The 22,413-nt window shown below is 68.9% G+C and carries 25 protein-coding genes; 9 read left to right on the forward strand and 16 right to left on the reverse strand.

Features of this window, described 5'->3' with window-relative positions:
- The first annotated feature begins 17 nt into the window (after positions 1–17).
- From AB0B61_RS33075 to AB0B61_RS33085, 3 genes are all read left to right on the forward strand, one after another.
- Positions 18–659 carry a hypothetical protein gene (locus tag AB0B61_RS33075; RefSeq protein WP_358440234.1) on the forward strand — a complete coding sequence of 214 codons (642 nt, stop codon included), beginning with the start codon at positions 18–20 and terminating at the stop codon, positions 657–659.
- A 163-nt stretch (positions 660–822) separates the two neighbouring features.
- Positions 823–1,407 (forward strand): recombinase family protein, encoded by a 585-nt coding sequence (locus AB0B61_RS33080; RefSeq protein ID WP_358440237.1) that lies wholly within the window; start codon positions 823–825, stop codon positions 1,405–1,407.
- Between the two features lie 219 nt (positions 1,408–1,626).
- Positions 1,627–2,346, forward strand: coding sequence for a DinB family protein (locus AB0B61_RS33085; RefSeq protein WP_358440240.1), 720 nt, complete (start codon positions 1,627–1,629; stop codon positions 2,344–2,346).
- A gap of 328 nt (positions 2,347–2,674) precedes the next feature.
- Here the strand turns inward: AB0B61_RS33085 and AB0B61_RS33090 are convergent, their stop codons facing one another.
- The 4 genes from AB0B61_RS33090 to AB0B61_RS33105 all read right to left on the reverse strand — a co-directional run bounded on the left by AB0B61_RS33090 (position 2,675) and on the right by AB0B61_RS33105 (position 6,466).
- A complete protein-coding gene (locus tag AB0B61_RS33090; protein WP_358440242.1) occupies positions 2,675–3,106 on the reverse strand; it encodes an MmcQ/YjbR family DNA-binding protein in 432 nt (143 codons plus the stop codon).
- A gap of 128 nt (positions 3,107–3,234) precedes the next feature.
- A complete protein-coding gene (locus AB0B61_RS33095; RefSeq protein WP_358440245.1) occupies positions 3,235–4,347 on the reverse strand; it encodes an NmrA family NAD(P)-binding protein in 1,113 nt (370 codons plus the stop codon).
- 92 nt (positions 4,348–4,439) lie between these two features.
- Positions 4,440–5,339: an NADP-dependent oxidoreductase gene (locus AB0B61_RS33100; RefSeq protein ID WP_358440248.1), complete on the reverse strand. Its 900-nt coding sequence runs from the start codon at positions 5,337–5,339 to the stop codon at positions 4,440–4,442.
- Positions 5,336–6,466 carry an MDR family MFS transporter gene (locus AB0B61_RS33105; RefSeq protein WP_358440251.1) on the reverse strand — a complete coding sequence of 377 codons (1,131 nt, stop codon included), beginning with the start codon at positions 6,464–6,466 and terminating at the stop codon, positions 5,336–5,338. Before AB0B61_RS33105 ends, AB0B61_RS33100 begins: the two co-directional genes overlap by 4 nt.
- Positions 6,467–6,533: 67 nt before the next feature.
- On the opposite strand from AB0B61_RS33105, the gene AB0B61_RS33110 reads away from it, so the two are divergent.
- Positions 6,534–7,154, forward strand: coding sequence for a TetR family transcriptional regulator (locus AB0B61_RS33110; protein WP_358440253.1), 621 nt, complete (start codon positions 6,534–6,536; stop codon positions 7,152–7,154).
- Positions 7,155–7,453: 299 nt separating this feature from the next.
- Here the strand turns inward: AB0B61_RS33110 and AB0B61_RS33115 are convergent, their stop codons facing one another.
- Positions 7,454–7,855, reverse strand: a complete 402-nt coding sequence (locus AB0B61_RS33115) for a hypothetical protein (protein WP_358440256.1) — start codon at positions 7,853–7,855, stop codon at positions 7,454–7,456.
- A 96-nt stretch (positions 7,856–7,951) separates the two neighbouring features.
- Here AB0B61_RS33115 and AB0B61_RS33120 point away from each other — a divergent pair, with 96 nt between their 5' ends.
- Positions 7,952–8,611 carry a TetR/AcrR family transcriptional regulator gene (locus AB0B61_RS33120; RefSeq protein WP_358440257.1) on the forward strand — a complete coding sequence of 220 codons (660 nt, stop codon included), beginning with the start codon at positions 7,952–7,954 and terminating at the stop codon, positions 8,609–8,611.
- On the opposite strand, the gene AB0B61_RS33125 is transcribed toward AB0B61_RS33120, so the two are convergent.
- Positions 8,568–9,014 carry a GntR family transcriptional regulator gene (locus tag AB0B61_RS33125; protein ID WP_358440259.1) on the reverse strand — a complete coding sequence of 149 codons (447 nt, stop codon included), beginning with the start codon at positions 9,012–9,014 and terminating at the stop codon, positions 8,568–8,570. The two genes, AB0B61_RS33120 and AB0B61_RS33125, sit on opposite strands and share 44 nt — an antisense overlap.
- Here AB0B61_RS33125 and AB0B61_RS33130 point away from each other — a divergent pair.
- Positions 8,998–9,372, forward strand: coding sequence for a hypothetical protein (locus AB0B61_RS33130; protein ID WP_358440262.1), 375 nt, complete (start codon positions 8,998–9,000; stop codon positions 9,370–9,372). The genes AB0B61_RS33125 and AB0B61_RS33130 overlap by 17 nt on opposite strands.
- A 107-nt stretch (positions 9,373–9,479) precedes the next feature.
- Here AB0B61_RS33130 and AB0B61_RS33135 read toward each other — a convergent pair whose 3' ends face one another.
- Positions 9,480–10,040: a TetR/AcrR family transcriptional regulator gene (locus AB0B61_RS33135; RefSeq protein WP_358440265.1), complete on the reverse strand. Its 561-nt coding sequence runs from the start codon at positions 10,038–10,040 to the stop codon at positions 9,480–9,482.
- Positions 10,041–10,133: 93 nt separating this feature from the next.
- On the opposite strand from AB0B61_RS33135, the gene AB0B61_RS33140 reads away from it, so the two are divergent.
- Entirely contained in the window at positions 10,134–10,820 is a 687-nt protein-coding gene (locus AB0B61_RS33140) for an SDR family oxidoreductase (RefSeq protein WP_358440268.1), read from the forward strand.
- An 80-nt stretch (positions 10,821–10,900) separates the two neighbouring features.
- On the opposite strand, the gene AB0B61_RS33145 is transcribed toward AB0B61_RS33140, so the two are convergent.
- The 3 genes from AB0B61_RS33145 to AB0B61_RS33155 all read right to left on the reverse strand — a co-directional run bounded on the left by AB0B61_RS33145 (position 10,901) and on the right by AB0B61_RS33155 (position 12,736).
- Complete coding sequence (locus AB0B61_RS33145; protein WP_358440270.1) at positions 10,901–11,134, reverse strand: hypothetical protein; 234 nt, start codon at positions 11,132–11,134, stop codon at positions 10,901–10,903.
- Between the two features lie 258 nt (positions 11,135–11,392).
- Positions 11,393–12,229 carry a hypothetical protein gene (locus AB0B61_RS33150; protein ID WP_358440272.1) on the reverse strand — a complete coding sequence of 279 codons (837 nt, stop codon included), beginning with the start codon at positions 12,227–12,229 and terminating at the stop codon, positions 11,393–11,395.
- Between the two features lie 135 nt (positions 12,230–12,364).
- Positions 12,365–12,736 (reverse strand): hypothetical protein, encoded by a 372-nt coding sequence (locus AB0B61_RS33155; RefSeq protein WP_358440275.1) that lies wholly within the window; start codon positions 12,734–12,736, stop codon positions 12,365–12,367.
- Between the two features lie 404 nt (positions 12,737–13,140).
- On the opposite strand from AB0B61_RS33155, the gene AB0B61_RS33160 reads away from it, so the two are divergent.
- Entirely contained in the window at positions 13,141–14,691 is a 1,551-nt protein-coding gene (locus AB0B61_RS33160) for a carbohydrate-binding protein (RefSeq protein WP_358440277.1), read from the forward strand.
- A gap of 104 nt (positions 14,692–14,795) precedes the next feature.
- Here the strand turns inward: AB0B61_RS33160 and AB0B61_RS33165 are convergent, their stop codons facing one another.
- Positions 14,796–16,679: a PIG-L family deacetylase gene (locus tag AB0B61_RS33165; protein WP_358440280.1), complete on the reverse strand. Its 1,884-nt coding sequence runs from the start codon at positions 16,677–16,679 to the stop codon at positions 14,796–14,798.
- 714 nt (positions 16,680–17,393) lie between these two features.
- On the opposite strand from AB0B61_RS33165, the gene AB0B61_RS33170 reads away from it, so the two are divergent.
- Positions 17,394–17,528 (forward strand): hypothetical protein, encoded by a 135-nt coding sequence (locus AB0B61_RS33170; protein WP_358440282.1) that lies wholly within the window; start codon positions 17,394–17,396, stop codon positions 17,526–17,528.
- Between the two features lie 22 nt (positions 17,529–17,550).
- Here AB0B61_RS33170 and AB0B61_RS33175 read toward each other — a convergent pair whose 3' ends face one another.
- From AB0B61_RS33175 to AB0B61_RS33195, 5 genes are read right to left on the reverse strand one after another with little or no spacing between them, the layout of a single operon-like run.
- Entirely contained in the window at positions 17,551–18,624 is a 1,074-nt protein-coding gene (locus AB0B61_RS33175) for a hypothetical protein (protein ID WP_358440284.1), read from the reverse strand.
- On the reverse strand, positions 18,621–19,673 hold the full coding sequence (locus AB0B61_RS33180; protein ID WP_358440287.1) for a polyamine ABC transporter substrate-binding protein: 1,053 nt from the start codon (positions 19,671–19,673) through the stop codon (positions 18,621–18,623). The genes AB0B61_RS33175 and AB0B61_RS33180 overlap by 4 nt, the downstream gene beginning before the upstream one ends.
- Before the next feature lie 44 nt (positions 19,674–19,717).
- Complete coding sequence (locus AB0B61_RS33185) at positions 19,718–20,695, reverse strand: ABC transporter ATP-binding protein (RefSeq protein ID WP_358440289.1); 978 nt, start codon at positions 20,693–20,695, stop codon at positions 19,718–19,720.
- Entirely contained in the window at positions 20,692–21,483 is a 792-nt protein-coding gene (locus tag AB0B61_RS33190) for an ABC transporter permease (protein ID WP_358440292.1), read from the reverse strand. The genes AB0B61_RS33185 and AB0B61_RS33190 overlap by 4 nt, the downstream gene beginning before the upstream one ends.
- On the reverse strand, positions 21,480–22,271 hold the full coding sequence (locus AB0B61_RS33195) for an ABC transporter permease (protein WP_358440295.1): 792 nt from the start codon (positions 22,269–22,271) through the stop codon (positions 21,480–21,482). Before AB0B61_RS33195 ends, AB0B61_RS33190 begins: the two co-directional genes overlap by 4 nt.
- Positions 22,272–22,413 lie beyond the last annotated feature (142 nt).

Genomic DNA, 22,413 nt, shown 5'->3' on the forward strand with positions numbered 1-22,413 from the left:
CCAGGTAGGAGGCTGCGTTGGCAAGCTTCGATCATCCAGAACGCGACATCGCGACGATCCGGCTCGAGCCCTGGGGCAAAGTCGTGCCTGCACCGGGAACAGTGCCATGGCTTTTGCTCGATCCCAGCGGACAGCCGGTGGAGCCGGTCGCACAGTTCCTGCGGGATTTCGTCGTCTCCGGGAACGCGGGCGGCAGCGTGCGGAGTTATGCCTACGCGCTGCAGCGGTGGTGGCGGTTCCTTCAAGCCGTTGGGGTGAGGTGGGACAGGGCCACGTCGGTGGAGAACCGGGATTTCGTGCTCTGGGCGAAGGCCGCGACCAAACAACCCCGTTCGCCGCGTACGAAAACGAGGGCCCTGGCCGGCCGGATCAACCCGGTCACGCGCAAGCGGCACCTGGACGACGGTTACCAGCCGCGGACGATCCGACACAGCAACGCGGTCGTGCGCGCCTTCTATTTCTGGATCGAGCGCGGCGAGGGGCCGCTGGTCAACCCCGTACCACGGAACCGTCCGCAGGGGCGACGGCCGAACGCACACCACAACCCGATGGAACCCTTCCGGTCGGAGGGCAAGCTCCGCTACAACCCGCCGCTCCCCAAGAACGGGGTTGAGGAACCTGCGGACAGCCGTTGGCGGTACCCGCGAGTAACTTCTTGATCCAGATCTCGGCGGTCGTTGTTTGGATGTCCGTTAGGGGTCCCCCCACCGGACACTCCCGAAAATCTCGGATCGGGAGAGTCGGCCAGGCGAAAGGTCGTCTTATTAAGGCTGTACGGTGAAATGTCCGGTGACGGGGGGCTAAACGTTACACTCAGGGTTCATGAGCGACACCCTCACCGGATACGCCCGATGCAGTCTGGACAAACAGGACCTCAGCGCCCAACGTGAGATCCTTCTTGGCCTCGGCGTCCCCGACCACCGCATCTACCTCGACCACGGACTCACCGGAACCAGCCGGGACCGGCCCGGACTCGACCAGGCCCTCGCCGCCGTCCGCTCCGGCGACACCCTCGTCGTCCCCAAACTCGACCGCCTCGCCCGCTCCGTCCCCGACGCCCGCGACATCGGCGACACCCTCGTCACCCGCGGCGTGAAACTCTCCCTCGGCGGCAACATCTACGACCCGTCCGACCCCATGTCCAAGATGTTCTTCAACATGCTCGCCGTGTTCGCCGAGTTCGAGGTCGATCTTCTGCGGATGAGAACCCGCGAGGGCATGGCTATCGCCAAGGCCAAAGGCAAGCTGCGTGGCAAGCAGCCCAAGCTGTCAGTGCGCCAGCAGACCGAACTGCGCCGCATGTATGACGCCGGCGGCTACACCATCGCCGACCTCGCCGAGGTGTTCTCCGTCTCCCGACCAACCGTCTACCGCGTCCTCGAACGCACCCGAACCCCCGAGGTGTGAACACCCGAGAAGCCGCATCAGCGCTCTGTGATGGAACGGGAACGTACGCCAAGCGGCCTGAATGACCGGCGATCGAGCACCATGGCTGACCTGCGCGAACGGGCTTAGCGTACGTTTTCGTTCCGCCACACTCTGACCCCCGAGCCGACCGCACCATGGGATGGAGGTCGCGGGGTCAGGGAGGCCAGTTTGTCAGTACTCGGCCCTAGCATGCGGAGCATGAAACGATATGTCGACGAGGACCTGCACGGTGCAGAGTTCCGCGAGTGCGATCTGACCGGGGCACGCCTGATCGGCGTCGTCATGCAGGACGCCGTGATCGACGGGCTTATCACCAACCTCGTGGTGAACGGGGTCGAGGTCACCGAGTACGTCGAGGCAGAGCTCAACCGGCGTAATCCGGTGCGGCTGCTGATCCGCTCCGAGGACCCTGCCGAGCTGCGCGAGGCAGCGCGTCAGCTCCATGCCGGCTGGGCCGCCACGATCGAGCGAATCCGTCGTACGCCCGGCATCGAGCGCCGCAGCGTGAACGACGAGTGGTCGGCCGTGCAGACGATGCGCCACCTGGTCTTCGTCCACGACTCGTGGTTCCGCCGCTGCTGCCTGGGCTCGACGGAACTGTTCACGCCGATGGGCATCGGGACGACCGTCGAGCCGTACCGTGGAGCGCACGGGCTTGACCTCTCGCTCGATCCGTCCCTCGACGAGATCGTGAGCGTGCGTGACGCACAGGCCGCCGAGCTCGAGGCCTGGCTCGACAAGGTCACCGCTGAGCAGCTCGCCGGGCGAGCGCCGGTGCCCGACGACGATGTCTGGCCGCCGTACGCCCGGGGCCGCTCGGTGCGGCAGTGCCTCGGCACGGTGCTCAACGAGACCTTCGAGCACCACGGCTTCTGCGTCCGCGACCTCGACCTGATCGAGGCACAGGACGCTGAGTAGGACCGGCTACGAACTCACGCGGCACTTCTCGAGCATCCGGCGGGCCTGAGCTAGGTGCGGGCGGCCCGCCGGGAGGGACTCGATCCGGCCGTGGCAGCCCGAAGCGCACCAATACGACAGCGACAGCATGCATCCCTCGTCGTCCTGGCCACCGTGCAGAGCCCGCCCGAGCTGCTGTCGCGGGTGGTCGCGACCGTGCGGTTCGTGTCCTGGGGCGCGATCCCGTTCGGCGCGCTGCTGGGTGGCGGGATCGCGGCGGCCATCGGTTCGCGTGGTGCGCTGTGGGTGGCGTGCCTGCTGACGCTGGTGTGCCCGGTGTTCCTGTGGTTCAGCCCGGTCCGCCGGCTGCGGGACCTGGCCGGGGAACCTGTGCCGCCAGCTTCTTCGGCGCCCGCAGGCAGTAGCTCTCGATGAGCAGCTCGGCGATCTCGTCCCAGTCCGCGTCCGGTTCGATCACCATGCCCACGACCTGCGGGTGCCACCTCGGTTTGTAGAACGGGTGGCCGGTGCCGACGAGCGCGGCGAGCTCGGCACCGTCGGAGCGGAAGGTCAGGACGGTGGCATCCCCGACGAACGGCGCGTCGCGGGTGTAGGCGGGCGGGTACTCGTCGCTGATGCCGAGGACGTGGGCGAAGGTCTTCTTGCGGACCAGCCAGCGGGTGCCGACCCAGGCCTGTTCCTCGTAGACGCCGGGGAGTGCGAGGCACAGCGCGCGGAGGCGGTCGAGGACGTCGTCCGGCACGTCGGGGCTGTCCGGCATCGGCGTCTCCCAAAATTGTCGGTGCGATCGTCCAGGCTGCGACACCCAGTTGTAGATGCCGGACACCGTAGTGGCCGATCTGGCCAGAAGCGAGATCTCCCAGGTTGAGATGGCGGTAGGCCCCAGCTCTACTTGGCGGCCCTGTACACATCACCTCGCGACACCGCCCTTGCGCTGCACGGGGGGTTCATGCGCGGCACTGGATGGACTTCTCCGCCCAGCGCGATCTCCATGGGCCATGCTGCCTGGGAAGTACGCGACTGCCAGGAGACGGAGATCCGCCGTTCCGTGATCGCCAGCGGACCGGATGGCATCAGCCAGACCGACAGTGGTGTCCCCGACCAATGCCTGGCTGCCACTGCCGCCAGAGGTCGCCGCCGGCGAAGACACGAGCACGACAGGCCCCCTACCCTGCCCGCGTACGCGGTTCGGCCGACACGCCGCCCTTGGTGCGACTCGCCTGCCCTTGCGCGGCGGGTTCCTCGCGGCCGCGCGGGCGGCCTTATGTTCGACGACCCGGGTCCAGGCGGTGACCTGGCGCTCGCAGTCCGCTGCTGGTAGGGGACGTCACGGCCGAGGATCTCGCTCAAGACGCGGGCCGCCTCCTCACCGCTGACGCGGTCGGACGCGATGTCGACGCGCTCGCCGACGAGTTCGCCGGGGTTCTCGATGGCGTACACGGCCATGCCCGCGATGTCGAGGACGGTCACCTGGTCGAGCGGCTTGCCGGGCGTCAGCGGGTTGGCGAGCACGCCGTCGCCGAGCCGGCTGAAGCCGAGGTTGAGCGCGTTCTCCATGAAGTACACCGGTCCGAGCACCGTCGCGGCCACCGGCTGCTCGCGCAGGTACGCCTCGATGAGCTGCTTGCTGTCGGCGTGGTCGACGTTGGTGGCCACCGTCCGGTCGCCGCCCCGCACCGAGGAGTACACCAGGTGGGCGTCGAGACGAGTGACGGTGTCGACGAGCAGCCGGCCCTGGGCCACTTCCTCGTCCTTGCCGCCCTCGCCGAACGGCACCGACAGGCCGAAGACGGCGTCGGTCCCCGCGCAGGCCCGCTGGAGCGCGTCGGGATCGCCGAGGTCGCCGGAAGCGATCAGCGCGCCCCGGGCGGACAGCGCCCGCGCGGCGGGCGACTCCGCCGAGCGTACGTACGCCACCACCTCGTGGCCGTGGTCCAGGAGCAGCTCGGCGACCGCGCCACCCTGCCTGCCGGTGGCACCGATGACTGCGACTTTGGTCATGACAGATGACTCCCATGCTCTGAGTAGGGGTTGATCGCAGGACCCAGAGGCGCGGCTCAAGCCTGTGCGAAAGCCGCGCCTCGGGAGGGCCGCTACGGCGTGACGACGACCTTGCCGCGTACGTGTCCGGACTCGACCGCGGCGCAGGCCTCAGCCGTCCGCTCCAGCGGGTACGCCGCCTGCACCGACACCCTGACGCCCAGCTCCAGCAGCTCGGCCAGGCGCTCGGCCGAGCGGGAGGTGCCCAGCCGGCGGACGCCGCGCGCGTTGGCGAGCGGGGAGAAGGCGATCGTGCCCACCCGGCCGGGGTCCTTGACCAGCTCGGCGGAGGCGTCCAGGGAGTCGGGCGTGGCCACGCAGTCCAGCGCGGCGTCCACCCGGCCGCCCAGCTCGCGCACCCGCTCGGCCAGCCCCGGCCCGTAGGTCACCGGCTCGGCCCCGAGCGTGCGCAGGAAGTCGTGGTTGCCGGTGCCGGCCGTACCGATGACCCTGGCGCCCCACGCGATGGCGATCTGCGCCGCGAGGTGGCCGACACCCCCGGCGGCGGCGTGGATGAGGACCGTGTCGCCCGCGCCCACGCTCAGCTCGCGCAGCGCGGTGTGGGCGGTCTGCCCGGAGGCCGACAGGGCGCCCGCCTCGTCCCACGGCAGCCACTCGGGCCTGCGGACCAGCTGGTCGGTGTCGGCCACGGCGTGTTCGGCGAACGCCGCGAGCGTGACGGGTCCGAGCAGTTCGTCGCCCACGGCGAAGTCCGTGACGCCGGGTCCGACCGCGTCCACGATCCCGGCCGCCTCGTTGCCCAGGCGCTGGGGGAAGACGGCGGGCGCGTACCGCGCCGCGGAGCCGTCGCGGAAGAGGTTGTCGAACGGCTGGACGCCGGCCGCCCGTACGCGCAGCCGTACCTGGCCCGGGCCCGGGACGGGCGGTTCGGTGTCCACGAGTTCCAGGACGTCGGTGCCGCCGTAGGTGTTGAAGACGATGACCTTGCTCATCGGGTGATCCCTTCGGTCGCACGGGCCCGCGGGCCCGTCGTGGTGCGCAAGGGCAGCTCCTTGATCAGGAGCGCCATCAGGAAGCCCGCCGCCGCGAGGATCGCGACCAGCAGGAAGACGGGGCGTACCGCTGCCGCGAAGGAGCCGGCGAAGGAGGCGGCCATGGCGGAGGAGTCGCCGATCTCGCCGGTACGGCCGAACAGCACCGCGACGCAGCCCGCGATCCCGGCGGTGCCGCCGAGCTGGCGGGTGAAGGTGGCCGCGGAGGTGGCCACGCCCATGTCCCGCACCGGAGCCGCGGCCTGTACGGAGAGCGTCAGTGGCTGCATGGACGAGCCGAGCCCGAGTCCGAGCACGGCGGCCAGGCCCATCACCGCGATCAGCGGCACGTCGGTGTCGAGCAGCGGAGACAGCGCCAGGGCCGCCGCGCTGATCAGCGCCAGACCGGTCACGAGGAACGCCTTGTAGCGACCGCTGCGCGCGATCACCCGGCCGGACAGCGCCGAGGCCAGCACCAGCCCGGCCATCAGCGGCAGCGCCCCGGCCCAGTCCAGCCGGCGCTCGCGCCTGGTGGCGGGCAGGTCGAGCGTACGGGCGACCAGCGCCAGGACGGCCGCGCCGACCGGTACGTTGACCAGGAAGACCCAGCGCCAGCCCACCTCGGCGAGCGTGCCCCCGGCCAGCGGCCCCAGCACGCTCGACAGGCCGAAGACGGCCACGAACCAGCCCTGGTAGCGGGCCCGTTCGCGGGGCGGCAGCAGGTCGGCCACGATCGCGAAGGCCAGTGACATCAGCCCGCCCGCGCCCAGCCCCTGCACCGCGCGGAAGGCGGCGAGCGCGCCCATCGACGTGGCCGTCGCGCACAGGAGCGAACCGGCGACGAAGACGGCCACGGCGGTCAGGTAGAGGGGCTTGCGTCCGTACAGGTCGGACAGCTTCCCGTACAGGGGCATCGTGACCGTGGAGGCGATCAGGTAGGCGGTCGTGACCCACGCCTGATGGCTGAGGCCGTGCAGGTCGTCGGCGATCGTCCGCATGGACGTCGAGACGATCGTCTGGTCGAGCGCGGACAGGAACATGCCCGCCATGAGCCCGCCGACGACCGCCGAGATCGGGCGTCGTGTCATGAGCCAAAGACTCACTCATTTAGATGAATTTTGTCAACTGAATGATTGAATCGCTAGGATGGCGGCCATGACAACGCGGCGACGTGCGGTGACCGAGGACGAGCGAGGGACCGCCGCGGAGCGGACTCGGGAGCGGATCCTGCGGGCGGCGCTGGAGGAGTTCGGGGCCAAGGGCTACTCGGGAGCCCGTACGGCGGCCATCGCCGCCAGGGCCGGGGTCAACCAGCAGCTCATCAGCTACCACTTCGGCGGCAAGCAGGGCCTGCTGGCGGAGTTGCGCAGGCGGTGGGCCGAGGCCCAGGCCGCGCTGCCGCCGCCGGAGTCCTCCTTCGCCGACTCCTTCGCCGCCGTCCTCGACGCCACGCTCGACCGGCCCCAATGGGCGCGCATGGTGCTCTGGCAGGCGCTCGGCGACGATCCCGGCGACGGCGGCGGCATGTCCAGCGCCCAGCGCGAGCGGTTGCGCGACGGCATCGAGCGACTGCGCCGGCGCCAGCGCGACGGGGAGATCAGCGACGCGCCGTCACCGGAGTTCGTGATGCTGCTCGCGTACGCGCTGACCTTCGCGCCCCTCGCGCTGCCCGATCACGTCACGGCGATCCTCGGCGTGGACCCACTGTCGGAGGACTACCGCCGCATCGTGCACGACCAGCTCATGAACCTGCTCGGCGGCCCCGCGCCCTCGTGACAGGTCCTGTCGCTGTGGGTCTCACCGCGGGTCTCACTGCGGCCCGGCCATGGACTCGGCGATCATCAGTTCGGTGGTGCCGTCCTCGAGCGGCTTGGCCACGTGCCGGTGCACGGCCTTGGCGCCGCCAGCACGCTCCACACGACCTCGGGGCCCGTGTCGACGATGATCCGGGTGACTGCCCGGACGGGTGCGGTGGCATCGATGCGGTCACGCTTGGCGTACTGCTCGTGGAGGACCTCCAGCGGAGGACCGGAAGAGAACAAAGATCTCAGCACGGGGACTCCCGGAAGGAACGGTTATCGGGCAGGTGCTCTGTGCCGCAGGTGCGGACGTGCCTCGGCCCAGATCGCCGCGGGCTCGAAGGCGGCGGCGTTCCAGGTGGTGGACGTCAGCCGCCCCCGCCCGCGGTAGCGCCGCACGATCGTGACGTGCTCCGGCCACCCCACGAACCCCTTCAGGGCCTGCTCGTCCCGCCAGATCGACACCGAGCCGCACCTGAGCTCCAGCGGTCGCGTCCACAGCCACATCCCGACCGCGCCGTCCAGGTGGGGCCAGGCTCGGCGCAGCGCGATCCCGGCCCGGTAGATGCCGGGCAGGTCGCGCGCCTTGTCGGCCTGGTACGCGGTCACCGCGACCAGCACGGGACCGGCGATGTCCATGGCCGGCCCCGAGGTCCAACGGCTCCTCAGCATGCTCATGACACCTCCTTTTTCAGCACGAACGTTCGTGCTTGGATGGGACCGTACCACAGTGCGGCATAATTGACCGAACGTTCGTGCGTGAAAGGAGCGGCGATGGCGGGCCGGCCACGAGATGAGGGGACGCGGAACGCGATCCTGCGCCGAGCGGCGGACATCGCCTCCAAGGACGGGCTGGAGGGCCTGTCGATCGGACGGCTGGCCGCCGACCTCGGCGTGAGCAAGAGCGGGCTCTTCGGCTACTTCGGCTCCAAGGAAGAGCTCCAGCTCGCCACGATCCGGGCCGCGACGGGTGTCTACCTCGGCGAGGTCGTCCACCCCGCCATGACGGTGCCGCCGGGCCTGGGCCGGGTGTGGGAGCTGTGCGACCGCTGGCTGAGCTACTCGGAGCGGCGGGTCTTCCCCGGCGGGTGCTTCTTCTTCACGGTCACCGCCGAGTTCGACGCCCGCCCGGGTCGCGTACGGGACACCGTCGCCGCTGCGGGCCTCGAGTGGAACCGCCTGGTCGCGAGCGCCGTCGGCGACGCGCGCCGGCTCGGCGAGCTCACCGAGGACACCGAACCCGATCAGCTCGCCTTCGAGCTGATCGCGTTCATGGAGACCGCCAACGCCGTCTCACTGTTGCACGACGATCCCGTCGCCTACCGGCGGGCCAGGAACGCGATCCAGAGATGTCTGCACGCGTCCGCCACCGATGCCGGATCGCCGGTGCTCAGGCGTCTTCAACCGGTACCGGAATCCGGGCCTCGACCTTGAACGACGCCCGGTCCGCGCGGTACACGTGGCGGGCGAACTCGATGCATCGCCCTTCGGCGGTGTAGGTGCGGCGGGTCAGCAGGATCCCGTTGGAGGCGCTGCGGATCTTCAGCCGGGCGCAGGAGGTGTCGTCGATGACGATGGACTCGATGACGGCGGAGGCGTCGGCCGGCACCACGCCGTAGTGGGTGCGCAGGATGTGCCAGAGCGTCCCGGTGAGGGGCCGCTCCAGGAGCCCGGGTGTGAGAGCGCTGGGGAAGTAGCTGGTCTCCAGCGCGATCGGCTCGTCGTCGGCGAACCGCAGCCGGTGCAGGGCGGGCCGGCTGGCCTTCGGCGTACTCGTCCGGACTCGCACCCGGCTGGCCGCCGTCAACGGCAAGGGCCGGGTGACCTCGGTCGACATCGAGAACCTCGACACCGGTGAACGCCACCGCGTCCCCTGCGACACCGTGATCACCACCGGCGACTGGATCCCCGACCACGAGCTGGCCCGTACCGGTGGCCTGGACATGGACGCGGCCACACTCGGGCCGCGCGTGGACACCTGCCTGGCCACGAGCCTGCCCGGCGTGTTCGCGGCGGGGAACCTCCTGCACCCGGTCGACACCGCCGACATCGCCGCGCTCGACTGCCGCCACGTGGCCGCCGCCGTCCTGCGGCATCTGTCCGGCGACCCCGCCCCGTCCGGCGGGGTATCACTGGTGGCCGAGGCCCCGCTGCGCTGGGTCGCGCCGCAGATCGTCCGCCCCGGCCTGCCATAGTCCGCCGCCCCGGGCCGGGTCTTCCGCGTACCCTTCACCCTCGTGGCCGGCGCCGACCCGGCAGGCGGCCCCGTACGACTCACACTGGAATGACCGCCCCCGCCTGATCACGGTGTCGCTGTCAGGGCGGCGTGCGCGGTGGCGAGGATCTCCTCGGAGAGGGGGGAGTCCTTGGTGGCGCGGGCCAGGACGAGTGCGCCGAGCATGGTGCACAGCCGGGTGATGCCGTCCTGGTCAGGGGTGGCGAGCGCGTCGGCGAAGTCGCTGACTCCCTGGGCGTAGACGCGGTGGGCTTTCTGGTTGCCGGGTTCGCGCGCCATGTCGCCGGCGAGCGCGGCGACGGGGCAGCCGTCCGAGGGGTTGTCGCGGTGCTCGACGGAGAGGTAGGCGTCGATCAGCGCCTGCTGGGCGGCGTCGGGTTGTCCGGTGTGCTGGTCGAGCGCGGCGGCGTGGTGCTGGGTGAGTTCGGCGAAGGCGTGGCTGGTGGCCTCGTCGATGAGCGCCTCTTTGGAGGCGAACTGCTTGTAGAAGCCGCCGTGGGTCAGGCCGGCCGCCTTCATGAGGTCGGCGACGCTGACGTGTGTGCCCTGCTCGCGGAACAGCCGGGAGGCGGTTTCCACGATCCGCCTGCGGTTCTCCTGCGCCTGCGCCTGCGATACGCGGCCCATCGGCCACCCCCTCATTTGGATGTCGGTTGACTTCTATCCTATGCTCCAGCTTAGATTACAAACGTAATCTAAGAAAAAACCCTGGGAGCAGACATGGAACTGAAGAACGCGGTCGCCGTGGTCACCGGCGCCAACCGAGGTCTGGGCCGCCAGCTGGCCGTCCAGCTTCTGGAGCGCGGAGCGAAGGTGTACGCGGCGGCGCGCCGCCCGGAGAGCGTGGACGTGGCCGGCGTCATCCCGCTGCGCCTGGACGTGACCGACGAGGAGTCCATCCGGGCCGCGGCCCGCCTCGCATCGGACGCGACCCTGCTGGTCAACAACGCCGGGATCTCCACCGGCACCCCGCTGATCGCCGGCGACCTCGAAGCGGTGCGGCTGGAGATGGAGACGAACTACTTCGGCCCGCTCGCCGTGACGCGGACCTTCGCCCCGGTCATCGAGGGCAACGGCGGCGGCGCCGTGGTCAACGTCCTGTCCGTGCTGTCCTGGTGGCACCCGGCCGTCACCGGTGCCTACGCGGCGGCCAAGGCCGCCGCCTGGGCGCAGACCAACGCGGTCCGCGAGGAACTGGCGCCGCGCGGCATCGCCGTCTCGGCGCTGCACGTCGGATACATGGACACCGACATGGCCGCCGGCGTTCCCGCCGAGCAGAAGGTCGACCCCGTCGACGTCGCCGCCCAGGTCCTGCGCGGCATCGAGAACGGCCTGCCCGAAATCCTCGCCGACGAGGTCACCCGGAACATCAAGCAGAGCCTGTCCACCACGCTGAATCCAGCCTGAAACAGCCGGAATCATGCCTGAAGCGGCCGTCAAGGACGGGGGACGGAGACTGACGACGGCGCCCTCGCTTCCTCGGTCCCTCACTCCGGCACGACGCCGACGACCATGCGGTGGTCGAGGTGGTCCGGCAGGTCAGGGGCTCTGGTGAGCGCTCCGGTCCGTACGTCGATGATGAGGAAGCCGTGGTTGGAGTCCATGATGACGCGCCGGTCATCGAGCCACTGGGCGACCTCATCGCCGCACGGGGTGGGGAAATCCCTGATCGGGGCGCCGGTCGTGGCGTCCCAGAAGGTGATCAAGTCTTGGCAGCCCATCAGGAGCTTCCCGTCGGGGGAGAGGCTCTTCACCCTGCCGGCGTTGATGTCCTCGGAAACGGACCTGGCCTTGCCCCGGTTGTCGACGGAGATGATCGCACCGTCCCAGTGGCACTCCCGGGAGCCGACGATAGAGCGTGAAATATGCGCTCTTGGTGTCCCCGTGCTTGAGCAGCGCGATCGCCGTGAGCTTCTCCGCCTTGGACGGGTCGCCCACCAGCAGCGTCGCCGTACGCAGCAGCGGCGTCTCCCATTCGCTCACCGCTCCACTCTCCCGAGTACGAAACCTGTGCCCCATTCGGCGGGCACCCCCGTGACGGTCCGGCTTGTCGCCCGCGCGATGTCGATCGCCTGGTAGCCGTTCGAGCGCTCGCACAGCACCTCGCGGTTGTTGAGCCATCTCTCGATCCGCTCGCAACCGCCGCTCTTCATCCGGGCGAGCCTCTTGCCGGTAACGGCGTCGACGGCCTCGTAGTAGTCGACGTCGTCTCGGAGCAGCTGTCGGCCGTCGGGAGAGAGGAGGGCGTCCTCGTCATCCAACCCCGGCACGAGGAAGCCGCTGCCGTCGGCGCGGATCGCGACAATCCGGCGGTTCTCCCCACTGCCGGGCCCGCAGCGCGGGACTCCCCAGATGAGGTCCCTGCTGAGCCCGAACACCTGGCAGATCCCGGCAATCGTCCGGACCTTCCCGGTCCCGAAGTCCATGATCCGGCTGTCGGGCTGAGCCGAGTAGGCGACGAGGCCGCCGCCATGGGAGAAGACGAAGCCGCCGATGTCCGCGGCCTCATCCGCGGTGAGCGCGGGCGAGAGGGAGCGGACTGTGCCATCCCGCAGGTCGCGGGCCACCACCCGGCGATCGGCCAGATCCAGGTAGACCACCCGGTGCCCGTCGTCGCTGATCACGATCGGGGGCTCCGTGGCGGCATAGGGAAGCGGGTAGACCTCGCCGGAGGCGAGATGCAGGTTCCATCCGTGACAATTCGTGGCGCCGCAGTGGGACGCCTTGCCGTACACGATGGGCTGGCCGGTGCTGCGCGGCCAGAGGACCAACAGGAGGAGGACGCCTCCGGCTGTCGCGAGAAGAAGGGCGGCCACCCGAATGCGATAGCGCACCCGGGACCGCCTGGCTAATGGAGACCAGGTGCCCGACACGAGATCGAATACTAGGAACGACCGATTGCGATCAGATTGCGGTAGTGCCCTTGCTGCCCGTGGCGCGCGCCCAGTGACTTACGGGATGACGTCCGCCACGATCTTGGCGGCGGCCTTCTGGCACGAGGAGAGCCGCCCGCTCCTGCTCGCCTGAGCGGCCGAGTTGCTGGCGCACCGCCACCCTCCGACGGTCGCCACTCCGGCACTGCCCTGCTTGGGGGTGTCCGGCCGGTAGTAGGTCCGGAAGACCTTGAGTGCCGTAGGGCAATCGGCCCGCCCCGCGGACACGGCGACCGCGGCCATGGGCCCGCCGACGGGCGGCTGAAGCTCACCGCACACGGTCCCGGGCCCGGCGAGCTTCCGCGAGGGCGAGGGCCGAGCCGTCGGCGGCGCCGTCTCCGGGGCTTTCGTCTTGGGGGATTCCGGTGCCGATGTGGTGGGCGTCGCCACGGCGGAGGACGGTGCCGGGACAGAGGACGGTGCCGCGTCCGGCTCGGATTTCTCCCCGCAGGCGCTCAGGAAGAGCAACAGCACCGGAACACAGGCAATGACTCGTGACCGCACGAAACAGAACTCCACAACTCGACGTCAAGGTCGGCGTAGTCTCTCACGCCCAGCGCGTCGCTCCGCCGTGCCAACGATCTGTCGTCGTCGCTGAAACTTTCACCGCCGCACAGCATGAGGATGAGGCTCTTCCCATCCTTTTCCACCGCCCGTGACCTCGGCTGACGTGCCCTCTCCCGGTTGGGGCCGCCGGGCCGTCCGCGTACGTGAGACCTTTCCAGGCTCAGCGGTGCGTGCTTAGCTTCGCTCATCCCATTGGAAAGCGCTTACCGAGCTCACGGAGACGAAGGATGCGCCTAAAAGCCGTCATCGCATGCGCCGGCCTGCTGGCCGGCGTGCTCGTCGCACTGTCACCCTCCATCGCGAATGCCGCGACCACCCGGTACGAGGCCGAAACCTCGCCGGCGGTCTGCACCGGGACGATCGACTCCAACTGGGCGGGCTACTCCGGCAGCGGCTTCTGCAACGGCACCAACGCCGCGAACGCCTACGCCCAGTTCACGGTGAACGCCTCGGCGGCGGGTACGGCGACGCTCGGGGTGCGGTTCGCCAACGGCACCACCACCAGCCGCCCCACCAGCCTGATCGTCAACGGTACGACCGTGCAGTCGGTGTCGTTCGAGGGCACGGGGACATGGGACGCCTGGACCACCAAGACGTTGACCGTCAACCTGGTCTCGGGCAGCAACACCATCCGGCTCAACCCCACGGGCAGCACCGGCCTGGCGAACATCGACTACCTCGAGGTCACGACGGGAAGCACGCCCCCACCGGCCGGCACACTGTACGCGTCGCCGAACGGCAGCGCGAGCGCGCCCGGAACGGAGTCGGCCCCGACGACGCTCGCCTCGGCGATCACCCGCGTCACCGCGGGCGGCGTGATCTACGCGCGCGGCGGGACCTACAGCCTCTCGCAGACGCTCACCATCGCGCCGGGCAACAACGGCACCTCCAGCGCCCGTAAGAAGCTGGCCGCCTACCCGGGGGAGACCCCGGTGCTGAACTTCTCGGCCATGAGCGAGGACTCGGCCAACCGCGGGCTGGCCCTGAACGGGTCGTACTGGCACCTCTACGGCATCGTCGTCGAGCGGGCCGGTGACAACGGGATCTTCGTCGGCGGCAGCAACAACATCATCGAGCGTACGGTGACGCGCTTCAACCGTGACTCGGGGCTGCAGATCTCACGGATCGCCTCTGACACCCCCCAGAATCAGTGGCCGGCCAACAACCTCGTCCTGAGCTCGGAGTCGCACGACAACGCCGACTCCGACGGAGAGGACGCCGACGGCTTCGCCGCGAAGCTCACCTCCGGCCCCGGCAACGTCTTCCGCTACGCGGTGTCTCACAACAACATCGATGACGGCTGGGACTTCTACACCAAGACGGACACCGGAGCCATCGGCCCGGTCACCATCGAGGACTCCCTCTCCTACAACAACGGCACGCTCAGCGACGGCAGCCAGGCCGGCAACGGTGACCGCAACGGCTACAAGCTCGGTGGCGAGGACATCGCGGTCAATCACGTGATCCGGCGCAGCATCGCCTACCGCAACGGCAAGCACGGGTTCACCTACAACCGCAACCCCGGCACGATGTCGATCTCGGACAACGTCAGCATCGACAACACCGAGCGCAACTACTCCTTCGACGCCGGTACCTCGGTGTTCCGCAACAACGTCTCGTGCCGCAGCGGCAGCGGGACCAACGACAGGATCGTGGGTAACGCCGACAGCTCCAACCAGTTCTGGTCCGGCTCGAACGGGTCCCGATGCTCCTCCTACTCGGGTGCCCTGCACTGGTCCTTCGCCGCGGACGGCCGCCTCGTGGTCACCTTCGGCTAGCCGGCGACGCCATGACCCACCCGGTCGCAGCCCATGATCCATGGGCTGCGACCCACGCGAGGCCATCAGATCGTGGCCGCCCGGCGGTGGTAAGGACCTGCCACTCAGGGCAGAGCCTCCCAGTCCCCGAACGGACTGTCGGCCCCCGGAGCCGATTGCCTGCGGGCATGGACGACGCCGTCGGTCCCCACGGCGAACATCACGGCGGCCCCGTTCGCGTCAAGGGTGGCCGCCGGGTAATCGACGATGGTCCCGCCGAGGTCGGCCCACGTGCCATAACCGCTGCCGTTCGCGATCGACTGCTTGGTCATGCTGACCCCGGTCCCGGCGTTGCGCTCGAACATCAGGATCCGCGAGTCCAGACCAGCCGGCGTGGTGACGAGTGCGGGCTCACCGACCCCCGCGTGTCCCCCGATCACGGCAGGCGTGGTGCTCCAGGCGAGGCCGGCCATGAGCTGGTAGCTGACGACCATCGCGGCGGTGCCGGCGCGGCGGTAGGCCACGTGGAGGCGCCCGTCCTGGGACAGAGCGATCGTGGGCGGGCTGGCCGGGGTCATCGACGGCACGGTGGTGTCGCGAACGAAACTTCCGTTGGGGAGGGACTGATACCAGCGCAGCAGCCGAGTCCTGGAACTGGCGAACAGCTCGATGCGGCCCAGTGGCGTGGTGATGGCGCTGAGGCCATCCTGCACGTCGGTGCCGCCCAGGTTCTGCCACGCGCCCCAGCCGCGGTTGGCCGCGGTCTGGACGCGGCTGCTGACCCCGCCATTGCCGTTCTTCACGAACATCTGCATGCGGCCGTTGTCGTTGGAGGCGACAACGGGCAGACCGATCTGTTCCTGGACTTCCCAGTCCGTGTGGGGATTGCCAAGGTCGGTCCAGCTCCCTGTCCAGGCGCCATTGGCCGCGGTCTGGGACATGGTGACGATGTGGTGGTCGGTCATCCGCCTGGCGAAGATCGCCAAGCGGCCGTCGGCCTGTTTGCCCACGCTGATCGCGGGTGCCAAAGCGCCGCCCGCGCCGGCCAGCGTGTACGGGCCGTCCCACGCTCCGGCCGGGGTCTGCCCATAGGTGGTCACCACACCGTTGCGGACCACGAAGATCTGGGGTCTGCCGTCAGCGTTCCGGCCTGCCCAATGGGTTCCCCTGGCCCAGCGGTAGTACATCCGCGTCGGCCACACGTTCGGGTCGAACGCGTGGTCGTACTGGATGTAGTGATCGATGATCGCGCTCTTGCGGGCGCTGATCGCGGTCGTCAGGTTCATCGGCGCGTCGGCGATGTTGTAGTCGCGGTAGTTCACCAGCAGAATCGGTAAGCCCGACGCCTCGGCGGCGTCCCCGGCCAACCGTCCCGCGGCCACATGGTCGCCGTGGCCCGGGTCGTAGCGGCTGTCGACGATGGGGTCCTGGGCGCGGAGCACGGTGGGCTGGTAGTGGTTCATCAATCCCGCCAGTACGGCGATCACGTCAGCGCGCTCGTAGGTGTACGACTCGCTCACCAGGCCGTTCTCAGGGATGATCGTGTGATCGACGAAGTCGTCCACGACGTTGAACCAGCCGATCTGGTTGTCCCGCATGTTCATGAACACCAGCTGGATCTGCGGATGGCTCGTGAGCGTGTAGCGCTCGACCTGCCGATCCGCGATCGTCCAGGCCACCCCGGTCCACTCCTCCTGGGCGGCCGGATCCACATCCGGCGCTCCCGCCATCCGGGCGTAGGCGTCCAGCATGCCGCGCTGCCGATTACGGGCCCGCTGCTCGTCGGTATCACCGTCTCCGGTGACCTGCCCCGCGGTGATGAAGACCGTCACGTTCGCCGCCCCCGACTGGATCGAGTCGTCGATGTCGGGGTTCATGAACAGGATGTCGTCGTCCTCATGCGCCACGATCTGCATGAACGCGCCGGGTGCGATGGTGGGCGTGGCGACGGCCACCCCGCCCATCGGCACCAACACGACGAGCGTCGCGAGCACGGCTAACAGCCGCACCCAGAACGAGGTAGTTCTGCCTCCGCGCATGTTGTTCCCCCCACGCAGGCCGTACCGGACAAAAGGTTCTAGGGTCCAGGGTCGAATAGTGAATAGTTATCGAGCCGAGAGCAAGGGGAAGCTTGATAACAACTGCGTAACGCGCGCCGAATTTCTCGAGAAAGCGGCGCTGGCCTGGGAAGACGCGTTGAGGATGCCGCAGAACCCGCCCTCCGGCCGCCTTCGGTGTGAACGAATGGGTAAGCCTGGCGTTCGCTTTTGCGATCGGCTGAGCGGTGAGTATAAATTAACTATAAAATCCATGAAGGGAAGGAATTTGGCGAAGGATTCGAATCCTTTCCGCTGTTCATTCACATTGACGGACGGTCAGAACCCGATGAAATGCCCTGCCGGTGCCACGGCGTCGTGCGAGGTCGCGCCGGTCCTCAGGGCCGATCTCGGTCAGCTTGGAGTATTACCCGGTGCGACTACGGTCGCAGGCAGAGATCATCACGAGTGTGGACGAGGGCGACCGCCGGTGCCGCCAGAGTGGAGATCGTTCTCACGACCTCCACCAAAGGAAAGGCATATGTCGCCAATGAACGGAAAGCGCATCGCGGTCGTCGCGCTCATCGCCGCGGGCCTGCTGTCGCCTGTCCCGGCCCACGGGCGCCGACCCAAGCCGGCCGGGCGCGCTGCGGCCCATCCCGGTCGCGCCCCACATCTCGCCGCCGGATGACGCTGTCGGTCAACGTGCAGCGCGGCGATCCGGCGGTGGCGCGCATGCTGCTGGCCGCCGTCGACGCGCTCAACCGCTACTTCTGCGGCGAGCCGTACAAACTGCCGGGTGGGGCAGCGAAGTCGCGATGACCGATCCCGACCGCCGCGCCGATCACTCCAGGTTCGCGAGCTCGCGCTCGAAGCGCTCGCGCAGCGCGTCCTTCTCCGGCTCCGGCAGCCAGCACGCCTCCACCCCGGCCAGCGCCATCGCCCGCAACCGCTCATCCGGTACGGCGAGCTGATCGGACAGGATCCGATACTCGTCCGCCAGCGACGTCGGGAACATCCCAGGGTCGTCGGAAGCCGGAATGACGTTGAGCCCGGCCTCCAGCATCGCCGCGATCGAGGCCCGCCGCCACGGCCGCCACGAGCGCCGCGAGGTGGTCGAGATGACCGTGAACGGGATCTGCTCGTCCCTGACCCTGGCGACGACCTCGTCGTCCTCGAGGACGAAGTAGCCGTGGTCGATCCGGTCGCACCCGAGCACGTCGAGGCAGGTGACCGTGTTGACGGCGACGGGCGCGTGCTCGGAGGAGTGAGCGGTACGCCGGAGCCCGGCCTCACCGGCGAGCCGGAAGGCGGCCTCGAACCGCTCGGGCCGGCCGGCGGTCTCCAGGTTGTCCAGCCCGATCCCGGCCACGTAGTCGTGCGGGTTGTCCACCACCGTACGGATCCAGGAGAGCGCCTCCTCGCCGGACGTGCTCCGGTCGACGGCCGCGATGAGCCTGCCCGACATGCCGAAGTCGCGTTCGGCCATCCTGATGCCCTCGGCGTACGCCTCGACCACCGTGGCGTAGCCGAGCTTCTCCTGGTGCTCGGTCAGCGTGTCGAAGGAGACCTCGAGATGCCTGGTCGCGCTGGTCCGGTGGGCGTCCTCGAACGCCTCATAGGTGATCCTGGTGAGATCGTCGGCGTCGCGCAGGACCTGGAGAACCCACGAGGACACCTGGAACAGCGAGTAGGAGACCGCGGGCTCGTCCGCGCTCCTGCCCTGCGGGACCGGGATCCGGGTGTTCAGGTAGAGCGCCGGGTCCGGCGGGAGCGAGTTCACATCCGCGTAGATCCGCTCGGGCGTGTCAGGCAGGTCGAGCCCCTCACGCCTGGCCAGCTCGGCGAAGGTCGAGGCGCGCACGGTGCCGATGAGGTGGCAGTGCAGATCGACCTTGGGCATCAGGTCGAGGTTCACTTGCCGGCCACCTCACGGGTGAAGCGGTCGACCCAGGCGGTGCGGGTGTCGACGAGCTGGGCGGGGTCGAGGGTCTTGAACCCGGCGGCCACGGGATCCTTCGCCGCCTCGCCCGTCACCTTGGCGACGTCGGCCGGGATCTCGGCCTTCGGGTTCGTGGGCAGGTCACCGGCGGCCTTCGCCATGGCGCTCTGCGCCTCGGCCGACAGCATGTAGTCGATGAACTTCGCCGCCCCCTGCTGGTTCTGCGCGCCCTTGGGGATCATCGCCCGGTTGGTGGCCATGTAGCGGCCCTTGGCGGGAGCCGTCCAGGCGATCGGCTCGCCCGAGGTGACCAGCTTGGTGGCGAAGCCGCTCAGCGCGTCGGCGGCGACGATCTCGCCCTGGGTCAGCAGGTTCGTGACCTCGGTCGAGGAGGTGTAGAACTGCAGGACGTTCGGCGCCCAGCCGGCCAGGGTCTTCAGCGAGGTGTCGATGTCGTAGGGGCCCTTGCCGTACGACTCACCAACCCCCGAGATCATGAGTTGTCCGGCGGTCACCGAAATATCGGGAAGCGCGACCTTCCCCTTGTTCGCCGGGCTCGCGAACAGCGCCCAGTCGGCGGCCTGCTTCTGGCTCAGCTTGCCGGTGTTGTAGATGATCCCGTTGAGCTGGTGCGTGTAGGCCGGCCCCTCGAAGGCGCCCTCGGTCGCGAACGGCGCCAGCTCCTTGATGTTGGGCACGTCCACCTTCTGGAAGAGCCCGTCCTTCTGCCCGAGCGCGGCGAAGTAGTCGGAGATCAGCACCACGTCGGCCTCCGGCTTGCCCTTGGCGAGCCGCAGCTTCGACAGCCTGTCGGAGTTGGAACCGGTGTCCAGCTCGACCTTGATCCCGGTCTGCTTGGTGAACGGAGCGACGACCGCCTGCTCGAACTCCTTCACGCCGAAGGGGAAGGTGCTGACGACGAGGGTGTTCTGCTTCTCAGCGGAGCCGGAGCCGGAGCCGGAACATCCGGCTGCGGCGAGCACTGTCAGAGCAGCGGCCAGTATGGCGGCACGGCGCGTGTGCATGGGGTCGTTCCTTCTTCCAGTGAACTTTTTTCCCAATGAACTTTTCAGCGGGGGAGTGAGACCAGATGGTCGTCCGGCGCGATCACCGTGACGCTCGATCCGGGTGCCAGGGGCGTGTCGCCGCGTACGTCGGCGCGCAGCCTGACGGTCGCGCCCGACGGGTCGACCACGTCGAGCGAGACCAGCAGGTCGACGCCGCGGAAGGCCACGTCGACCACCTTCGCGTCCAGGCCCTGGCCGTGCTCGGCGATGCGCAGATGCTCGGGCCGGATGGTCAGCGGGGTGCCGTCGGCCGCGGTGAGGAAGTTCTCGTAGCCGAGGAACTCGGCGACGAAGCGGTCAGCCGGACGGGGGAAGACCTGCTGAGGAGAGCCCTGCTGCACGATCCTGCCCTCGTTCATGATGACCATCTCGTCGGACATCTCCAGCGCCTCGTCCTGGTCATGGGTGACGAGGATGACGGTCAGCCGGGTCTCGGCCTGGATGCGCCTGATCTCGGCCCGCATCTGGACGCGCAGGCGGGCGTCGAGGTTGGACAGCGGCTCGTCGAGCAGCAGGAGCTTGGGCCTGATCGCGATCGCCCTGGCCAGTGCCACCCGCTGCTGCTGACCGCCGGACAGCTTCTTCGGCTTGCGGTCGGCCAGGTGCGCGAGCCCGACGAGCTCGAGCGTCTCCATGACCCGCGCCCGTCGTTCCGCGGCCGGCACCTTGCGCAGCTTGAGCCCGTAGCCGACGTTGTCGGCCACCGTCATGTGCGGGAACAGCGCGTACGACTGGAAGACCATCCCCAGATTCCGCTTCTCCGGCGGCGTGCGCGTGCTGTCGACCCCGTCGATGCGGATCGTCCCCGACGTCGGCGCCGAGTAGCCCGCGATCATCCGCAGCGTGGTGGTCTTGCCGCAGCCGCTCGGGCCCAGCAGCGTGGTCAGCTGCCCTGACGGCACGGTGAGGTCGATCTCATCGACGGCGGTGAAGGAGCCGAACCTCTGGGTGACTCCGATCAACTCGGCGGCGGCGGTCATTGGTTGATCCCTCCGAAGATCTTGGCGAATCCGACCGTGCGTTCGGCGATCACCGCGATGACCACGGTGGCGGCCAGGACGAGGGTGGACGCGGCGGCGACCATCGGGTCGTAGGACTGCTGCACGTAGTCGAGCATCGTCACCGGCATCGTACGGAAGTCGCGTCCCTGCAGCAGGAGCGACAGCGGCACGTTGTTGAAGGAGGTGACCGCACTGAGCAACCCGGCGGAGAAGATGCCCGGCCGCAGGATGGGCAGCGTCACGTTGAAGAACGCGCGCAGCGGCGAGGCGCCGAGCCCCCTGGCGGCCTCCTCCAGCGCGGGGTCGGCCAGCGCGAGCGAGGCGCCGGTCACGCGTACCGCGTAAGGCAGCATCAGCGCCGTGTGCCCGACCAGCAGCGTGCTGAAGTTGTCCAGATCCAGGCCGACCATCAGCTGCTGGAACAGCGCGAGGCCGACGACCAGCTCAGGGACGATGAGCGGCGACAGGAACAACCCCTCGACCAGCCCCTTGCCAGGCAGCTTTCCCCGGTGGACGGCGAGCGTGACGGGCACGCCGACCAGCAGCGCGAGCGCGGTGGCGAGGACGGCGAGCTCCAGGCTGGAGATCGCGGCCCCGATGAACGGCTCGTAGCCGAGCGCCTCGTCGAACCAGCGCAGCGAGATCCCGTCGGGCGGGAACCTCAGGGTGCTGCCCGCCGTGAAGGCGGTGGCGACCACGAAGATGATCGGCACGATCATGATGACGTAGCCGATGACCGCGAGCGCCGCGGTGATGGGCCGCTTCATGAGGTGGCCCCCTTCCGCCCGATCAGCGAGGACAGGCCGGAGACCAGGAAGACCAGGACCGTCATGATGAGCGCCGTCGCCGAGGCGGAGGCCCAGTCGACCGTGGTGCTCGCGTAGTTGAACAGCTGCGTGGACAGCATCCGCTGGCTGGACCCGCCGAGCAGATAGGGCGTGGTGTAGGCGGTGACGGACCCAGCGAAGACCAGGGTGGCGGCCACCACGATGCCCGGCATGGTCAGCGGGATGACGACGCTCCACATCGTACGGATCCTGCTGCCGCCGAGCCCGCGCGAGGCGTCGTCCAGGCCGGGATCGACCTGGGCGACGGCCGAATAGCAGGAGATGATCGCCAGCGGCAGGAACAGCTGGGTGAGGCCGAGGATGATCGCCAGCTTGGTGTAGAGCAGCTGCGGTGCCACTTCCACGATGCCGAGCTGGACGAGCAGCTGGCCGAGCGCCCCCTTGGAGCCCAGGATCACCAGCCAGCCGAAGGTCCGCACCACGTTGCTCAGCATCAATGGGAAGATCGCCACAGCCAGGAAGACTCCGCTCCAGCGTGACGGCGAGCGGGCGAGCCAGTACGCGATGGGGAAGCCGAGGACGACGCAGATGATCGTGACAGCCAGCGCCAGCCCGACCGTACGCCCGATCACCTCGAGGTCGTAGGGATCCGTGAGCATCTCGCCCAGGCGCGCGAAGATCTCGCCGGTCGCCACGTCCGGCGGCGCGAAGAGCATCGCGGCGGAGGGGATGAGGAAGCCTGCGACGAGAAGGACGAGACCAGGCACCAGTAGAAAGGCCGATGTGCGGGAGATGTCGGCGTCCTTTCTCAGTGGCGTACGCTTACTTGGAACCGGTTGCGGAACCGGTTCCAAGAGCCTGACCATAAGTTATGAGCGGCCTCGCGCACAAACCCCCGTGTGAAATCCG

This window comes from Nonomuraea sp. NPDC049158, from assembly GCF_040648335.1.
Classification (GTDB): domain Bacteria; phylum Actinomycetota; class Actinomycetes; order Streptosporangiales; family Streptosporangiaceae; genus Nonomuraea.

Excerpts from the sequence above, each read along its gene's own strand:
- AB0B61_RS33080 (WP_358440237.1), top strand. The coding sequence starts at position 823 with ATGAGCGACACCCTCACCGGATACGCCCGATGCAGTCTGGACAAACAG.
- AB0B61_RS33085 (WP_358440240.1), top strand. The coding sequence starts at position 1,627 with ATGAAACGATATGTCGACGAGGACCTGCACGGTGCAGAGTTCCGCGAG.
- AB0B61_RS33090 (WP_358440242.1), bottom strand. The coding sequence starts at position 3,106 with ATGCCGGACAGCCCCGACGTGCCGGACGACGTCCTCGACCGCCTCCGC.
- AB0B61_RS33095 (WP_358440245.1), bottom strand. The coding sequence starts at position 4,347 with ATGACCAAAGTCGCAGTCATCGGTGCCACCGGCAGGCAGGGTGGCGCG.
- AB0B61_RS33100 (WP_358440248.1), bottom strand. The coding sequence starts at position 5,339 with ATGAGCAAGGTCATCGTCTTCAACACCTACGGCGGCACCGACGTCCTG.
- AB0B61_RS33105 (WP_358440251.1), bottom strand. The coding sequence starts at position 6,466 with ATGACACGACGCCCGATCTCGGCGGTCGTCGGCGGGCTCATGGCGGGC.
- AB0B61_RS33110 (WP_358440253.1), top strand. The coding sequence starts at position 6,534 with ATGACAACGCGGCGACGTGCGGTGACCGAGGACGAGCGAGGGACCGCC.
- AB0B61_RS33115 (WP_358440256.1), bottom strand. The coding sequence starts at position 7,855 with ATGAGCATGCTGAGGAGCCGTTGGACCTCGGGGCCGGCCATGGACATC.
- AB0B61_RS33120 (WP_358440257.1), top strand. The coding sequence starts at position 7,952 with ATGGCGGGCCGGCCACGAGATGAGGGGACGCGGAACGCGATCCTGCGC.
- AB0B61_RS33125 (WP_358440259.1), bottom strand. The coding sequence starts at position 9,014 with ATGTCGACCGAGGTCACCCGGCCCTTGCCGTTGACGGCGGCCAGCCGG.
- AB0B61_RS33135 (WP_358440265.1), bottom strand. The coding sequence starts at position 10,040 with ATGGGCCGCGTATCGCAGGCGCAGGCGCAGGAGAACCGCAGGCGGATC.
- AB0B61_RS33140 (WP_358440268.1), top strand. The coding sequence starts at position 10,134 with ATGGAACTGAAGAACGCGGTCGCCGTGGTCACCGGCGCCAACCGAGGT.
- AB0B61_RS33145 (WP_358440270.1), bottom strand. The coding sequence starts at position 11,134 with ATGGGCTGCCAAGACTTGATCACCTTCTGGGACGCCACGACCGGCGCC.
- AB0B61_RS33160 (WP_358440277.1), top strand. The coding sequence starts at position 13,141 with ATGCGCCTAAAAGCCGTCATCGCATGCGCCGGCCTGCTGGCCGGCGTG.
- AB0B61_RS33170 (WP_358440282.1), top strand. The coding sequence starts at position 17,394 with ATGACGCTGTCGGTCAACGTGCAGCGCGGCGATCCGGCGGTGGCGCGC.
- AB0B61_RS33180 (WP_358440287.1), bottom strand. The coding sequence starts at position 19,673 with ATGCACACGCGCCGTGCCGCCATACTGGCCGCTGCTCTGACAGTGCTC.
- AB0B61_RS33185 (WP_358440289.1), bottom strand. The coding sequence starts at position 20,695 with ATGACCGCCGCCGCCGAGTTGATCGGAGTCACCCAGAGGTTCGGCTCC.
- AB0B61_RS33190 (WP_358440292.1), bottom strand. The coding sequence starts at position 21,483 with ATGAAGCGGCCCATCACCGCGGCGCTCGCGGTCATCGGCTACGTCATC.